This is a genomic window from Bifidobacterium sp. W8104 (assembly GCF_016100735.1).
GTDB lineage: Bacteria > Actinomycetota > Actinomycetes > Actinomycetales > Bifidobacteriaceae > Bombiscardovia > Bombiscardovia choladohabitans.
The window spans coordinates 1,284,527-1,299,521 of the sequence record NZ_JACFRW010000001.1; the positions used below are offsets into that span (position 1 = coordinate 1,284,527).

Here is a 14,995-nt window from a genome sequence, read left to right on the forward strand (position 1 = left end):
AATGGCGGCTTGATATCAGTCCGATTCGCCTCGCTCTGTAAAAATGAAAGATCTTGCGGAATATTTGTTCTTTTCCATACATAGTATTCAGTAATGAGTGGCTACCGCGTTAGCATGAATAATCCCGCAGTGCTCAGGCAGTCGCGGGTACACGCAAGATGTTCCTCGGATCCACGGGATTGATCCATGCATACCCAATGAAGCGATACTGGCGAGAGAGGGTTTTTATTCAATGTGGATGAACTGCCTGATATTAGTTCGGCCGGCAAGGGCCAGAATTTCTGTATGAATCTTCACGGTTATCCGTGGGGGAGGGGTAATCGGCGCAGGTCTCCATGTCGCACAGGGATTCGGTCCAGAGATGTCTACATAGGTTTCGCGCTGAATTAAACCTCGGATGACCAATTTACTGCATGTTCCGGCCGGCCCATGTGCTATGCTCTGTACCGAGCCAACGGCTTTGCGGGCGTAGCTCAATGGTAGAGCCTCAGTCTTCCAAACTGATTACGCGGGTTCGATTCCCGTCGCCCGCTCCATGATTATCGTTGGTATTCCGCCATTCTCGGCGGGTTTTCCAACAACTTGGAGCGGTCAGGATCGGGTCTGACTGAGCGAAATCTTCCCCAGCATTCGGCGCTTTACTGGTTAAATGGGTACACGATAGGATACGCATCGGAGATGCTCAGCTGACTGCAGCAACAAGGCCTCCCAGATGTCGCACAGGTATCGTAATCGTCCAGGACGGGAGAGGCTACTGGCATTTCCACTGGAACCATCTCTGGGTTCTATGACCAGGTTGGACAGTTGATAAAACGGGCCGCCAGGAATGGAAAGCTAATTGAGTTGTTATATCCAGTCAAGTATGCTTGGTGCATTACGAGGTATGAAGCTTGGCAAGAATGCTGCCGCTTCCTTAAAGATTGAAAGAGATTCGAGATTACTTTAGGAAAGACACTGCTGGCAGCCCGCGGTGTTGATGGTTGTTGGGCATTGTTCAAGGGATTGGCGGGGTGATGATAGTGAGTATTGTGGCATCCGTCGGTTTTGCGCTGTCAATTATCTGCCTGGTCGAGTGTGTGACTCGTCTATTCCCCAAAGGAGTGACCGCTGGGAGAGCGACCTTTGTTGTTCTGCTATGCCTGGCGTTGATTATTCTTGGGTTTGTCTCCTTGCATTTCATGGGTGGCCCTAAGGGTTCCATTCCCATGACTAATTGGATTATCGCTATAGTGCTGCTGGTGATATACGTGGCTATACGGTCGGCGTTCGCCATTGTCAAGCAGATACATAGCGGCCAGCAGTATACGGATGAAACCCAGCTATAGTGTGCTGCGCCATGCGCACTAATGCCTGCAGCTTGCTTGCTGCTGGAAGCCGTATCTTCTTCGCATGCCTGCACGATGGGTACGGGCGTCGTCGCGGCATTGCAGGCATGCCTATTGTTTTCTGGTCACTGTTGTTCCCATGATCTTATCGGCGAAGGTCTGCCCTCTGCCATCCCATAAAGGCCAAAGAAAACCAATGAAGAGCGATGCGAAATCAGCAAGATGCGCTATCTCCCGCACGCCCATTCTCAGACCGGATATGGGCAGGTTGGAATCCTGATCGCATACCTGAAGCTTGAGGAGACGGTGCGCCCAGGATTGCCCATTGCGCGCGGACCATGCGGAAATCACGCAGGCAACAGCCACAGAAGCGCAATCGATCCAGGATTGAGCAGATCCGCCTGGCGAAGATCTTCCAAATGCAATGGTCCCCACCAACTGCGATAGCAACGATGCAGGCAATACTATGCGAAGCAGTTACGACGCCACTCTGCGCCACCATAAAGCTGACATTATTACCCTTCTCTCAACACCACTCTCTTGCTTTTATTGTCGGTACGATAAGCGTAACCCTGCATTGTCTATGATGACGTTCTCTGGGCTGCGCATCGAGAGCGAAGGACTCAAGCAACTCCACTCCGAGCTGGAAAAGGTCGCAGTGCTTCCCGAACAAACAAACAGGCGTGAACCACTCTAGCTGAGATTCACGCATAGGCATAAGAGCATGACCGAGTGATTTGAACTCCTGATCAATGTCTAGCTGCTCATGATTCTTTTGCCACTGGTTTCTGTACCTCCGTTCGCAGGTACGTGGCAAGCTAAGGACAATGTATGCTCATCGCCGCTTGGATTGGATTCCTGTAGCTTCAAGCCCTGCGAAGAACCTCTGAGTTGCTGCGCTGAATGTTCCTAAATGATTTGTGTGCGGTTGTCCCAGCCCGCTGACTTCCAAGCAGGCTGCTGACTTCGCTCTATGAGATATGGCAGACTCTCACTCTATCTATTCTTATCCATACCTTCCTTTCTTGCTAACCTCTTGTTCCTTGTGGTTTATCCCTTTCTAGGGCTGTTTGTGCAAGATTGCAGTGATTGTTGATTAGGACCCCAGGTTGTGTAGTTTTCGAGTTTCTGATCGGATGATTTGCTGCAGTGGCCGATGAGGGGCATACTCAGGCCTATGGAAGATGCCGGGTTTGGACAGGTGCTGGGGTTGGGTCATGATCTGGTCGATGTGAAGGAGTTCGGCCGGCAGCTGGCCATGCCAGGCACGCGTATGACAAGCTTGTTCTCACCACGGGAGCGGCGGCAGGCCGAGCAGCGGTCCCTGCTCAAGCGTGACGATATAACGGCGCATTTGGCGGTGCGCTGGGCTGGTAAGGAGTCGGTGCTCAAAGCTTGGTCGCAGGCGCTGGGGTCTGAGCCATCGCCCTATGATCTGGATGATTTCCCCTGGAGCGGGGTGGAAATCTTGGACGACGGCCGAGGTCGGCCGAGCGTAAATCTAGAGTCCTCCGTGGAAGCCAGGCTTTACCATTCCTTGCCTCTACCCGGTGGTCAGGTCGATCGAGTGCAGTTGTGCTGGCACATCGCTCTCAGCCATGATGGACCGATGGCTTCGGCGGTTGTACTTTTGTGCAGGCGTATCTGAAACTAGACAAGGACATGTGACGCATGTGGTGTTAATCCCTGGCTATAGCCTTAGGTGGCTAAATATGAAGTCTTCGGCATGTGAGGCGATACTTTGACTGTGTCGAAGTCGAATTCGATCTTCAAGGCTTCAGATGTAGTCAGCACATGTATTACATGCCTCGCTCCAAGGGTTGACTGCGGTTCGCGTGTAGACTACATACAGCCTCCTCTTGAGGCGTGTTCCCTGCTTACGTGGAGGTGATCCCGGCGCAGCGTTCGGTTGTGCGTCTGCAAGGAATTCAGGTGCGGCATGGCAGGGGCGTGATTTGGGCCGAAGACGCAAAGGACCGCCCCTCCGGCTTCGGAGGGACGGCCCTTTCGTATGCCCGGCGGGCTCAGCACCCGGAAGTGATCGCAGGATGCGTCACGCACATGTAGTGATGGGCTCCGTCGATCTGCTCCTGGGTGTAGTGATCAGGGGCGGGAGCGTAGCTGGAGCCGCTACCTCCCGACGAAGGCGCAGGAGTGATATAGCCGCCTCCTGATCCGCCTCCCCGACGAGCGGTCTGGCCGCTGCGGGATCCGCCTCGTGCATATCTGGAGCCGTTGGAACGGGCCGAAGTGCTGGCAGAGCCGCCTCGTGTGTGGCCCGAGGAAGGCGCCGGAGCCGCAACAGCCGCCTGCTGGGCCTGCTGATCGGCGGCCTGCTGATCGGCGGCCTCCTGATCGGCTTTGGCCTTGGCGGTCTTCGAGTCATTGACTGCCTGCATCTGGCTGGCGAGGTCCTGGATGGCCTTGCGCCGCGCGTTGGTGTCTGCCTTGGCGTCGGCCTGCACGGCCTTGGCCTGGTCGAGCACCGTCTTCAGGGCGTCGCGCACAGCGTTGTCCGCCACCTGGCCGTCGCTGCCCGAGAGCAGCGAGTCCCCGTCAGCGATTGCCTTGTCCAGGTGCGCCTTGACTGTCCTGGCCTCGTCATGGGCCACCTTCTCCGAGGCCGCTTTGACGCCGCGGTCGGCGGCATCAGCCTTGGCGGCAACTTGGGCGGCCTGCTGTGCCAAGGCTCTCAACGAACTCCACGAGTCGTCCACGCTGCACGAAGGCACTGCGGGGACGGAGGGCTTGGCGGCCTTGTCCACGGCGGCCACGACCTTGAGGTCGGACACGTCGCCCTGGGGTATGGCCCGGGCCCGCCGCTGCGCCGCAGCCCGGTCCGTCTTGTAGGCCTTCACGCTCCGAGTCGCGGAAGCCGCTTGCGACCGGCAGTCGGCCAGGGATTCCGCCTTGACATGCGAAGACCAAGCCCACACCCCTAGCAACAGGCCCGCGGCAACCACCAGGACGGCCACGAGGCCGACGATGAAATGCCAATGGTCGGCCTTCGCCGATGCGCCCTGCGCATTCCCCTTCCATGCCATGACTGATTCCCTTCCCTCATGGTGCAGGCCTTGTATGGTCTGCGACAGAACGCCTGCATCCTCGAAGATAATCCTTACTGATGCAAACTTTTTGCGCATACTACGCGTATTCCCCGCATACGTGTGAATAATCACATTTGTAGCAGGTTCGCAGGACTTGACTTCATGCGTTCCCTGCATCAGCGGGCGTGATTCCATCAAGGGGAACATCGTTGTCATTGGTCCAATCCTCTTCGCTTACTCTCAGCTCAAAGATTTCAGAACGGATGGCTGGTAGGTTCGCCACGATAATTCAAAACCAACAACCAGAGTGATTTCGAATCGTTCTGTCGTCGCGTGGGAGTGCAGCAGGTATGTCTTTCGCTCTTTGTTTTTGACTTCAGTGCTCGCATATATATGGGGTCGCTGCTGGTGTCTCTGAGCTCATCGATGAGGGCAGGCATAGGGAATACCGCGATAAGTGCAGCCAACTTTACATCTTCAGCCTTGTCTTTGAAGGAGGTAAACGGTTTTGGGCGATTGGTTTGGCTAGCGTATAACCCTGCTAAATATGTTTTGATGGGATCACGCCCAATCTTGAGGTTGTGTGGTGTGGCCAGACAAGGACGAAGCTAATGGAACTTACGTGCTAGTACCAATGAATGGATCCGGTGAGAAGGCCTATGCTAATGGTGTGTGTCAGTATGATCTAGAGTGTCCTGTACATCGTCATCGTCCAGGGACGACGTGTCCGGTGGTTTACCGCAAGAGGATGGCTGCAGCGCGTGAGGCCGAACGCCGTCAGCGGCAGCGTGACGAGCTAATAGGAGTCGTCGTCTTCGTGGCGGTCGTTATCATTGGCCTTGCCATCCTGAATAGGGTAATCCCAGGATTTCTGAGCACTCTGCTGGAGGGTCTCGGCGTCATGAACAAGTAAATGCCAAGCATTCCTGACCCCTGCTCGCAGTCTCAATGCCAAGAAGGTCTTACTATATGCTCGACGGTCATCGCGCCGAGCGCGATACCTGTCCCAGTTTTCAAATCATGTATTTGAAATCAGGCGAGCTCACACCGCGTAGCAATGCTATGCGGGGCGTTGCCCATGGTGGTCAGTTTGTACTTTCGGATTGCTGCCAAATACCTTCACTATCAGACTGTGGGGCCGACAGAGATGCTTTGGATGCACTTCGATGGTCAGGCGGCCCGGTTTTATTATCAGCAGATAATTGCCAAGCGAGGGCCGATCTTCGCCCTGGAGCAGGATGAAAAGGCATTGCATCCGCTAAAGACCATTTACAACATATTTCGGTCCGGCACCTATTTATCCGAAACAATGCTTGCGAAATATGTGACGGACATTCTGACCTGGTTCGTTGATGCGCCGGTGGGGCAGGGTGACATTGACAGGAGCGGTCATGACATTCAAATGGTGATGGACATATATTGCCAATCATCAGCTTGCCATTATGACTGGTCTCGGTGAGCGTAGCTTCATTAGGGTATTCAAAAAGGCAGCCGGTTATACGCCTCATGCCTATGTTATGGACGCGCGAATCAATGCGGCTCGAAGTATGCTTAGCAATTCCTCCAAGCCTGTCGAACAGATTGCTCTGAATTGCGGATATTCCAAGCTGTCCGTCTTTTGCAGCGCTTTTAAATCCAAAGTAGGTATGCCTCCTATGGAGAACCATCGCCGTACTTTGTAGATAGCGGATAAGGTCAATGACTGCGCCAAGCAAATGCAGTAGCTGAAGAGGAGTAACTTATAAAGTGTCTGTAGCGCAAAGCAATCTAGCTATAACTTAAAACGTCACTATGGCGCATGCTTGGATTGTGGTTGGTTTGTATGCATGATCGGCATTGCTGAATGCTGTGGTCAGAATACAGACGTAGTCGCCGCAAGGCGTGGATTGAAATGGTTTCTGGCTGTTTAGTAGAATAAGGCTATGGCTCATCGGCCTAGGCTGATGAGCCTTTATAACTTCGTTAGATTTTCCCTAGATAAAACCAAGCTTCAGTAATCGTATAGATATACGTAATATATAGTTCATTCTAAATAACCATAAACCGAATTGACATTATTCATTAATAGGTTTATATTTCTGTATCAGAACACAAGTGATCGCCTATACAAAGGAGATGGGGCGATGGTTGAGGATTCTGCGTTCATTTGTGAGAAGCCGGTTTGCGTATGGCGATTGACGGCTTGGATTCAGGTCAATACAGCGCAACCGCTCAACAGCGACCTAAATCAGGAAGAGATGATCGCATGACGACCGAAGGCGATGAGATAGACGAGTATCTGGCCCGCACCTCGAAAGATCATGGTTTTGAGGTCTGCGTGCAGCATCTGGTGATGACTGGATGTCTTGATGCAGCGTTCGCCGGCAGGCTGGCTGGTTATCTGTATGACCAAGATCAGGCTGATATGGGTCTGGATACAGGCCTTCTTCACGACATAGGCAAGTATTCGGAGGAATTCCAGAGGATGATCAGGGAGGCCTATGATGAGCAGTAGTGTCAATCACTCTTCATACGGGATGAAAGTAGCCTATAAGCTCCATCTTCAAGAAGCCACATTTGCCATTGCAGGGCATCATGCTGGTTTGCCGGATTTTGGCAATCGTATTGATACCGAGAATTCAAGCACCTTGGTCAGCAGAATGAAGCGTCCTAACCCTGATGCCTCGCATTGGAAGGATGAGATCACTCTTCCCGAAGTCAAGCCGCTTCCTTCTTTGGGCTCACATTTCTCGGACATGATGCGTATCCGTATGCACGAATCAGCGCTAGTGGATGCGGATCGGTTGGATGCTGAGTTCTTTGTCAATGGCAAAGTAGAGCGCGATGAATCACCATTTCTCGAGCAGCTGCTTCAGGATCTCGGTCCTGATCGTCTGTCCAGCTCAATTATGCCGCCTCCACAGGAATTACGCGAAATAAGCAAAGCGCTGGCTGGGCAGCTGCGTGAGCATCAGTCAATCAGAATCAAGGCGCTTGCTGAAATCATGGAGCGCAGGGCTGAATCCTTTCTGTCGGCGAAGGCGAGTACGTCGTTGAATGAAAAACGCAATGCCATATTGCGTGACTGCCTTACTCACGGAGCCGATCCTGAATGGAAACCAGGTCTATACACGTTGACCGCTCCTACAGGCGGTGGCAAGACAGACTCCTCACTTACTTTCGCGCTTGAACACGCCAAAACGCATCATATGGACAGGGTTATTTACGTCGTCCCGTACACGTCAATCATCGACCAGACGGTAAAGGAATTCGAAACCCTCCTTGGGCCAGATGCGGTTCTACCACACTATGCAGATGCTGCTTTCCAATTAAAAGAGGAAGACGAGCTTACAGCAAACGATTTGCATCGCAGTTTTGCGGCCGAGAACTGGAACATGCCGGTTATCGTAACCACTGCTGTGCAGTTTTTCGAAAGCCTGTTCGCCAACAAGGCCTCTAAACTCAGGAAGATTCATAACATAGCTAACTCTGTTGTGATCTTCGATGAGGCCCAGACCTTGCCCTTGCCTCAGCTGAAACCATGTGTACAGGCCATAGCTGAACTGGTTGCCAATTATCACGTCACCGCGGTGCTGTGCACAGCAACACAGCCGGCCTTGCAGGAACTGTTTGCTCAGGCTCTTCAATGCCCGAATCTGACCATCCCTGAAATTGCACCATTAAGCGAAAAGGAGCGCTCGGAATTCAGGCGCAACCGAATCGTCGATGACGGTCATAAGAACATGGATGAGATGGCTGAAGCTGTAGAAGGCCATTATCAGGTTCTGTGCGTGGTCAACACACGTAAGGAAGCGCAGTACATCTCCGGAGCGGTGCGAAAGCATGGTTTTGAAGATGGCACTTTCTGCCTGACTACATTGCAATGTGCCTATGACAGGGAACGTTTGCTGAAGCAGATACGGGATCGCCTCGCTCAAGGAGAATCTTGCAGGGTCGTATCCACGTCTTTGATAGAGGCCGGAGTGGATGTCGATTTCCCCGAGGCATATAGGGAACAGACAGGCCTTGATTCGATTCTTCAGACAGCTGGCCGTTGCAATAGAGAAGGTCGACGTGAAGCGGATGCCTCATTGGTTCATGTTTTTTCGACTGATGAGGGCCAGGTTTCGTTTTTGAAACAGAATATGTTGGCTTTCGAGTTGGTACGGGAAGGCAATGCTGACCTGGCATCTTCAAAAGCGATTCATGAATATTTCACCAGGCTCTTTGGAATGCGAGGGGACGAGAGTCTCGATCAGCGTCAGATTCTTAAGGCTCATGAGCGTGGAATATCAGGATGCCGTATGCCGTTCGCGCAGATTGCTGAGCTTTTCAAGCTGATTGATACGCCAACTGTTCCCGTCTATATACCGGTCAACGAAGAAGCGAGCGCCCTGTGTGCCCAGCTGACTGATCCTCGTTGCTATACGCGAGGGCTGTTCCGCAGATTGGGCCGGTACGCGGTCAATGTCTGGCCTAGACAGCTGGACAGACTCAAAGAGGCTGGGAAGATATCCGCTTTGGCTGAGCACGGTGCCAGGTCGGATGACGATGCATTTGTTCTGCTGGACATGGGCATGTACGACAGTGCTACAGGTCTGCAGGTCGATGAAGATCAGTTGCCTCAAAACGGTCTGCAGTATTGATGGCTGAATCGTAATTAGCAATACCGGCAACAGGAAAGGAGACCAATGACAGTACAACTTGAGGTCTGGGGTCCGTACGCCCTCTTCACCAGACCGGAAATGAAAGTAGAGAGGGTCTCGTACGACGTGATGACGCCGTCGGCGGCACGAGGGATTCTGGAGGCTGTGTTCTGGCATCCGGGCATGGTCTGGCGGATTGACAGGATCGTGGTTATGAATCCTATCAGATTCACCAGTGTTCGTCGCAATGAGGTCAGCAGCGTGATATCGGCCGATACTATCCGGTCGATGATCAATGATCCGTCCAAAGACAGCGCGATCTATGCTTCCTCAGACATTCAGCAGCGTGCCTCCACCATTCTGCGGGATGTTCACTATGTGATTGAGGCACATTTTGATATGAATAGCAAAGCTGCTGCAGGGGATACGCCGGCTAAGTTCATCAGCATGTTCAATAGACGAGCTCAGAACGGGCAGTACTATCACCACCCTTATTTCGGAACACGGGAGTTCCCTGTCGATTTTCGGCTTTGGGATGTCGATAAGGGTCAGCCCAAGGGATTCGAAAATGGTCATCGGGATCTGGGGTACATGTTATACGACATGGACTATCGAGATCCTGCGGATCCGCAACCTATGTTTTTCAGAGCTGAGTTGATTAACGGCGTGCTGGATGCAACTGATCCGAGGGTGAGCTCATGATTGGCGAACTAGTCAGACTTTACGACCGGCTGGTGGAGGCTGGTCAGGCACCGCGGTATGGATACAGCGTTGAAAATGTTCCGTGGGGACTGGACATAGCGGATGACGGGGCCATAACCCATGTCATTCCGTTTGGGACATTGACAAAGAACAAGCAGTTCAGACGTATGATGCCTGTTCCAGCACATGCATTACGAACGGTGAAAATTCAGGCTAATTTCCTCTGCGATAACTCCTCTTACCTGCTAGGTGCAGATGCCAACGGTGCAACAGACAAGGCGGCCAAGCGCTTTGCAGCTGCTGCTGAATTGCATCGTCAGGTGCTTGCAAACGCCGAAGATGATGAAGCCCGTGCAGTGCTCGCTTTCTTTTCCCGGACGCCTCAAGCGGCAGTTGTCGAGGAGAAATTAGGCGAAGGGGACTGGAAGAAGGCCTTGACCGGTAATTTCGTCCTCTGCCGCAGCGGCTTACCTTTATCTGAAAACCCAACCATGCAAAGATACTGGGATTCATGGTTCTCTTCGGGTGACGAGGACGGTGATGATCCGGCCGCTAGTTCTGAAACCATGCAAAGTGTTGTTTCGGGCCAAGCCGTCGTTCCCGCTCTTACTCATCCAAATATCAGAGGCGTCCGCAACGCACAATCCAGCGGATCCGCACTGGTGTCTTTCAATGCGCCAGCGTATCTTTCCTACAACAAAAAGCAGGACCAAAATGCTCCTATGAGCAAGCGTGAAGCTTTCGCTTACACCACAGCTTTAAATACTGTGTTGAAGGACGATCAGTACACAAGAACTATCAATGATAGTTCCTTGACGATTGTCTCTTGGGCAGAATCAGGACAGGCTGAGTACTCAGCCGAGATGAACATGTGTATTGAAGGCGCCGTAGGGGTTGATCAACAGGATCTGATAGCCACTGTCACGGCCTTGTCTAAAGGAAACCCAGTTGATTTCAATGGTGTCAGGCTTAATCCGGATGAGCATTTCTATATCCTTGGACTTGCCCCCAACGCCGCCAGACTTTCGGTGTCCTTCTTCTTGAAGGACACCTATGGCAGTTACATGGAGCATGTACGTCGGCATTATGAAGATCTGGATATCGAACGCCCGAAATTTGACAAGCGTCGTGACCTACCTGTGTGGATGCTGCTTGCGCAAACTGTACCGCCCGCCAATGGTGGGAAAAAGAGGATCCCAGCTTCCCCCCATACAGTTTCCGACCTTTTTAAGGCCATTCTTACAGGTTCGCCCTATCCTACGTCGCTCCTGACTGCTGTTGAGAACCGCATAGGCGTTGAGCATGACGTGCCCCGCGCCAAGGCTGCAATCATCAAAGCGTATTTTCTTCGTCACCCAAACAACCAATGCCCTAAGGAGGTATTGCAAGTGTCCATCAACAAAGAAAGCACTAATGTGCCCTATGTCCTAGGACGACTGTTCGCCCTATATGAGGACATACAACATGCTGCGAATCCCGGTATCAATACCACGATTGGTGACCGCTTCTTTACTAACGCATCGACCATGCCAGCCGTGGTTTTCCCGCACTTGGGCGATTTGGCGAAAAAGCACCTGCGAAAACTGTCGACGGGAACGCGCATTTACTATACCAAGCGTATCGCCGATCTGATGACCCGAATCGGCGAGAACTTCCCGACGAGGTTATCGTTGCCCGAACAGGGGGCTTTCCAGCTCGGATATTATTTCGAGACTCAGGAGCGCTACAAGGGCAAGAACAAAGACGACAATAAGGAAACCAACAAGGAAGAAGGAGTTGTAAATGAGTGAGCAAACTGCGAAGGCAATCCAAAATAGATATGATTTTTCCATTCTCTATGATGTTGAGAACGGCAATCCCAACGGAGATCCAGAATCAGGCAATATGCCACGAACCGATAGTGAGACCGGGATTGGAATTGTCACTGATGTTTGCCTGAAGAGGAAGATACGTAACTATGTGCAACTGATTAATGGGGATAAGGCGCCCTGGCGTATTTATATCAAGCAGCAGGTTCCGCTGAACCGCCTCGATGCTGAGGCGCTGAAAGCGGTTGGCGTCAATGGGGATCCCGATGTGGACAGTATCGGGAAAGCCTTGAAGAAAGCCAAGAAGGAAAACGGCGAACTGGATAGATTAATCCTCGATTACATGTGCTCCAATTTCTTCGATATCAGGACCTTTGGCGCGGTGATGACCACATTCGTCAAGGGCGGGTTGGCCTGTGGCCAGGTGCGTGGCCCTGTGCAACTGGGATTCTCGAGGTCCATCGATCCGATTTTTCCGCAGTCCATCACCATCACCAGGGTGGCCATTACTACGGAAAAGGACCAAGAGAACAAGAACAACGAGATGGGCAATAAGTCCATCGTTCCTTATGGTTTATATCGTGCCGATGGCTATGTGAATGCCAAGCTTGCACAAAAGACCACCGGATTTAGTGACGAAGACCTGGCTATGCTTTGGCAGGCCATTCTCAACATGTTCGAGTTCGACCATTCCGCGGCTAGGGGCAAGATGGCCGTTCGCAAGCTCTATGTCTTCAAACACAGCAACGATCTTGGCGATGCTCCCTCCTACAAGCTGTTCGATAGCATTCATGTGGCTCATAAGCCTGAGGTTGAGACACCGCGCAGCTTCTCAGATTACGATGTGACGGTCGATACTTCAGCTATTCCGCAGTCGGTCGAACTGACTGAAATGGTGGATGGCTGAGTCTGCTGCAATGAGTGATAATTCCATGGACTTGTCCATGGCCACAGGGCCGGCCGAATATCCTGAGGATGAATGGCTGGCCCTGTCTGGCATTCAGCATTTCGAATTCTGTAAGCGCCAATGGGCATTGATCCACATAGAGGAGCAATGGCGTGACAACACCAGAACATATGCAGGAGACTTCGAACATCGGCGTGCTCACGACTACCATGCTTCAGAAAAACGTGGCGATACCTTGATATTGCGCGACCTGCGTGTATTCTCCCGAAGGCTGGGAGTGGTCGGCGATTGTGACATCGTCGAATTTCATGCAGCTCAGGATGGAGTTGCATTGACAGGCAGAAGAGGACGGTGGACACCCTATCCTATTGAGTACAAGCATGGTTCCAGCAAGGTCAATAATGCTGACCGTTTGCAATTGTGCGGCGAAGCCATGTGTCTGGAAGAAATGCTCTCCTGCAGTATCAGCCAGGGGGCATTGTTCTACCAGCGGACCAAGCGCCGTGAAGTGGTCGAACTCAACGATGATCTTCGCGCCCAGGTAGTCGATGATCTGGCGCAGATGCGGGACCTTTATCGGCGAGGCCATACTCCAAAGGTGAAGCCAAAGACGGGATGTCGGGCATGCTCATTGAAGGATATCTGCCTGCCCGAGCTTGTGCATAAGTCTTCCGCTGCTGACTACATTCGAAAGACCTTGAAAGAGCTGTAGGGGTAATTTGAGCAATGAGAGTCTATTGAGGGAAAAACACCAGAGGGAAGCGATGATTCATTGAGACAGATGTTGAACACCTTGTTTGTCACTACAGAGGATGCCTACCTTTCCCTGGAGCAGGAGAACGTCGTGGTGAATGAGGGGGACCGCGTCATGGGGCGGATTCCTCTACGTGCCTTGGAGTCTATTCTTTGCTTCAGTTACAAGGGTGCCTCGCCGGCCTTGCTGGGTAAGTGCAATGAGTTTGGAGTCTCATTTGCCTTCTATTCTCCTCAGGGCAAGTACTACGGGTCTGTGCTTGGAGAAGCTAACAGAAATGTGCTTTTGCGACGCCGTCAGTATCACATGGCCGATGATGATAATGAGGTCTGTTCGATTGCAGCCTCGTTCGTCATGGGCAAGATATTCAATGCGCGGCAGGTGTTGGAGCGCGCTACCCGAGACCACGCTTTACGGATAAATGTGCCTCGTGTCAAAAAGCAGAGTGCCCGTCTGTTGGCAGCCTTGCAGGAATTGGACGGTTGCCTAACAGCGGATTCGGTTCGTGGTGTGGAGGGGGAGGCCGCGAAGTGCTACTTTTATGTCTTTGATGATCTCATCCTCACAAATAAGGATGATTTCTACTTCGAGCAGCGCAGCCGTAGACCACCGATGGATAGGATGAATGCTCTGCTCTCATTTATCTACGTGCTGCTTTCCGGAGATTGTCGTTCTGCACTTCAAGGTGTTGGCCTTGATCCTTATGTTGGGTTCTTGCATACAGACAGGCCAGGTAGATCTTCGCTGGCCTTGGATCTTGTTGAGGAATTGCGCCCCGTCTTTGCGGATCGGCTGGCTTTATCTCTGGTCAACACCCATGTGGTTAAGGCCGGGGATTTTGAGGTTCGAGAGAACGGAGGAACTTACCTTAACGACAAGGGGAGGAAGCAGGTGCTTTCAGCCTGGCAGAAGCGCAAGAATGAGCAAATCATGCACCCCTTCCTTAAGGAGAAAGTGCCATGGGGATTGGTTCCTTATGTACAGGCATTATTGCTGGCTAGATACATACGTGGGGATATGGATGCCTATCCTCCAATGTTCTGGAAGTAGGGTGGAAGAATAATGATGGTGGTTGTTGCCTATGATGTCGACACCTGTGAGGCGGCTGGGCGGAAGCGGTTGCGACAGGTCGGCCATGAGTGCATGAAGTTTGGGCAGCGTGTACAAAATAGTGTGTTTGAATGCGTGGTCACTCCTGCCGACCGTGAGCTCCTAAAACAGCGGCTGATGACGTTGATCAATCCTCAGGAAGACAGCTTGATTATGTACGACCTGGGTGCCAGATATTCCCGAAGAATCCACTACTACGGGGTGAGGCGCCATATCCCCGTTGACCAGGTGATGATGCTATAGAGCCAATATGAGCTTGGATATATGATTTTGGTTGTATCGTGTTGTTCCAGCAACTGAAATTAGACGTTGGCTAAGTGATTGGTGTAATTCTGTAAACAGTGCATTATGCTGACTGTTATTGTGGATCATTGTTGGCGCGAAACTCTAGCAATCATGTATTCATATGATCCTTCGCGCCTAAGATTGTCGCTTCTGGATCATATTCGGTCTCAATTTCGTATGTTGTTGTTTGCTGAGTTCTTTTCAAATCTACAAGCAGACAGCTATAGATGTGAAGAAAGCTAGAATTCTAGTGAAACTGATAAACGGTTGCTTGATAACTGAATAGTGACGTTATCGTCTAGAGACAGAAGCTGAGTACCTGAATTGGTTTTTTTTTGGGGGGGGGGGGGGGGGAGGCGGCACCCCGAAAAGGCCATACAAATATTGGTGGTTGTTTGGATGATTGTTGTGTCGGGGCCAGTACTGGAGGGG

13 protein-coding genes and 1 tRNA gene are annotated in these 14,995 nt (G+C 51.9%); 12 read left to right on the forward strand and 2 right to left on the reverse strand.

What is annotated here, in order from left to right:
• Positions 1-462 precede the first annotated feature (462 nt).
• A tRNA-Gly gene (locus H3U89_RS04850) sits at positions 463-536 on the forward strand.
• A 900-nt stretch (positions 537-1,436) separates the two neighbouring features.
• Here H3U89_RS04850 and H3U89_RS04855 read toward each other — a convergent pair.
• Complete coding sequence (locus tag H3U89_RS04855) at positions 1,437-1,760, reverse strand: RDD family protein (RefSeq protein ID WP_332460501.1); 324 nt, start codon at positions 1,758-1,760, stop codon at positions 1,437-1,439.
• Positions 1,761-2,502: 742 nt separating this feature from the next.
• Here H3U89_RS04855 and H3U89_RS04860 point away from each other — a divergent pair.
• Entirely contained in the window at positions 2,503-2,973 is a 471-nt protein-coding gene (locus H3U89_RS04860; RefSeq protein ID WP_198178294.1) for a holo-ACP synthase, read from the forward strand.
• A 376-nt stretch (positions 2,974-3,349) separates the two neighbouring features.
• Here the strand turns inward: H3U89_RS04860 and H3U89_RS04865 are convergent, their stop codons facing one another.
• The gene (locus H3U89_RS04865; protein ID WP_198178293.1) at positions 3,350-4,369 is read right to left on the reverse strand and encodes a hypothetical protein; all 1,020 of its coding nucleotides are present in this window, start codon (positions 4,367-4,369) and stop codon (positions 3,350-3,352) included.
• A 1,081-nt stretch (positions 4,370-5,450) separates the two neighbouring features.
• On the opposite strand from H3U89_RS04865, the gene H3U89_RS04875 reads away from it, so the two are divergent.
• From H3U89_RS04875 to cas2, 10 genes are all read left to right on the forward strand, one after another.
• Positions 5,451-5,831 carry a hypothetical protein gene (locus tag H3U89_RS04875; RefSeq protein ID WP_198178291.1) on the forward strand — a complete coding sequence of 127 codons (381 nt, stop codon included), beginning with the start codon at positions 5,451-5,453 and terminating at the stop codon, positions 5,829-5,831.
• Positions 5,815-6,054, forward strand: a complete 240-nt coding sequence (locus H3U89_RS08535) for a helix-turn-helix domain-containing protein (protein WP_198178290.1) — start codon at positions 5,815-5,817, stop codon at positions 6,052-6,054. The genes H3U89_RS04875 and H3U89_RS08535 overlap by 17 nt, the downstream gene beginning before the upstream one ends.
• A 485-nt stretch (positions 6,055-6,539) precedes the next feature.
• Positions 6,540-6,866, forward strand: coding sequence for a hypothetical protein (locus H3U89_RS04885; protein WP_198178289.1), 327 nt, complete (start codon positions 6,540-6,542; stop codon positions 6,864-6,866).
• Positions 6,856-8,997: a CRISPR-associated helicase Cas3' gene (gene cas3 / locus H3U89_RS04890; protein ID WP_198178288.1), complete on the forward strand. Its 2,142-nt coding sequence runs from the start codon at positions 6,856-6,858 to the stop codon at positions 8,995-8,997. Before H3U89_RS04885 ends, cas3 begins: the two co-directional genes overlap by 11 nt.
• A gap of 45 nt (positions 8,998-9,042) precedes the next feature.
• Complete coding sequence (gene cas5c, locus H3U89_RS04895; protein WP_198178287.1) at positions 9,043-9,699, forward strand: type I-C CRISPR-associated protein Cas5c; 657 nt, start codon at positions 9,043-9,045, stop codon at positions 9,697-9,699.
• Positions 9,696-11,489 carry a type I-C CRISPR-associated protein Cas8c/Csd1 gene (gene cas8c / locus H3U89_RS04900; protein WP_198178286.1) on the forward strand — a complete coding sequence of 598 codons (1,794 nt, stop codon included), beginning with the start codon at positions 9,696-9,698 and terminating at the stop codon, positions 11,487-11,489. Before cas5c ends, cas8c begins: the two co-directional genes overlap by 4 nt.
• The gene (cas7c, locus tag H3U89_RS04905; RefSeq protein ID WP_198178285.1) at positions 11,482-12,414 is read left to right on the forward strand and encodes a type I-C CRISPR-associated protein Cas7/Csd2; all 933 of its coding nucleotides are present in this window, start codon (positions 11,482-11,484) and stop codon (positions 12,412-12,414) included. The genes cas8c and cas7c overlap by 8 nt, the downstream gene beginning before the upstream one ends.
• 10 nt (positions 12,415-12,424) lie before the next feature.
• Positions 12,425-13,126 carry a CRISPR-associated protein Cas4 gene (cas4, locus tag H3U89_RS04910; protein ID WP_232345536.1) on the forward strand — a complete coding sequence of 234 codons (702 nt, stop codon included), beginning with the start codon at positions 12,425-12,427 and terminating at the stop codon, positions 13,124-13,126.
• A 60-nt stretch (positions 13,127-13,186) separates the two neighbouring features.
• The gene (gene cas1c / locus H3U89_RS04915; RefSeq protein ID WP_198178284.1) at positions 13,187-14,218 is read left to right on the forward strand and encodes a type I-C CRISPR-associated endonuclease Cas1c; all 1,032 of its coding nucleotides are present in this window, start codon (positions 13,187-13,189) and stop codon (positions 14,216-14,218) included.
• A gap of 15 nt (positions 14,219-14,233) precedes the next feature.
• Positions 14,234-14,521 (forward strand): CRISPR-associated endonuclease Cas2, encoded by a 288-nt coding sequence (gene cas2 / locus H3U89_RS04920; protein WP_232342799.1) that lies wholly within the window; start codon positions 14,234-14,236, stop codon positions 14,519-14,521.
• The last annotated feature ends 474 nt before the right edge of the window (positions 14,522-14,995 follow it).

Excerpts from the sequence above, each read along its gene's own strand:
- cas7c (WP_198178285.1), top strand. The coding sequence starts at position 11,482 with ATGAGTGAGCAAACTGCGAAGGCAATCCAAAATAGATATGATTTTTCC.
- cas3 (WP_198178288.1), top strand. The coding sequence starts at position 6,856 with ATGAGCAGTAGTGTCAATCACTCTTCATACGGGATGAAAGTAGCCTAT.
- cas4 (WP_232345536.1), top strand. The coding sequence starts at position 12,425 with ATGAGTGATAATTCCATGGACTTGTCCATGGCCACAGGGCCGGCCGAA.
- cas2 (WP_232342799.1), top strand. The coding sequence starts at position 14,234 with ATGGTGGTTGTTGCCTATGATGTCGACACCTGTGAGGCGGCTGGGCGG.
- H3U89_RS04860 (WP_198178294.1), top strand. The coding sequence starts at position 2,503 with ATGGAAGATGCCGGGTTTGGACAGGTGCTGGGGTTGGGTCATGATCTG.
- H3U89_RS04875 (WP_198178291.1), top strand. The coding sequence starts at position 5,451 with ATGGTGGTCAGTTTGTACTTTCGGATTGCTGCCAAATACCTTCACTAT.
- H3U89_RS04865 (WP_198178293.1), bottom strand. The coding sequence starts at position 4,369 with ATGGCATGGAAGGGGAATGCGCAGGGCGCATCGGCGAAGGCCGACCAT.
- H3U89_RS08535 (WP_198178290.1), top strand. The coding sequence starts at position 5,815 with ATGACTGGTCTCGGTGAGCGTAGCTTCATTAGGGTATTCAAAAAGGCA.
- H3U89_RS04885 (WP_198178289.1), top strand. The coding sequence starts at position 6,540 with ATGGCGATTGACGGCTTGGATTCAGGTCAATACAGCGCAACCGCTCAA.
- cas8c (WP_198178286.1), top strand. The coding sequence starts at position 9,696 with ATGATTGGCGAACTAGTCAGACTTTACGACCGGCTGGTGGAGGCTGGT.
- cas5c (WP_198178287.1), top strand. The coding sequence starts at position 9,043 with ATGACAGTACAACTTGAGGTCTGGGGTCCGTACGCCCTCTTCACCAGA.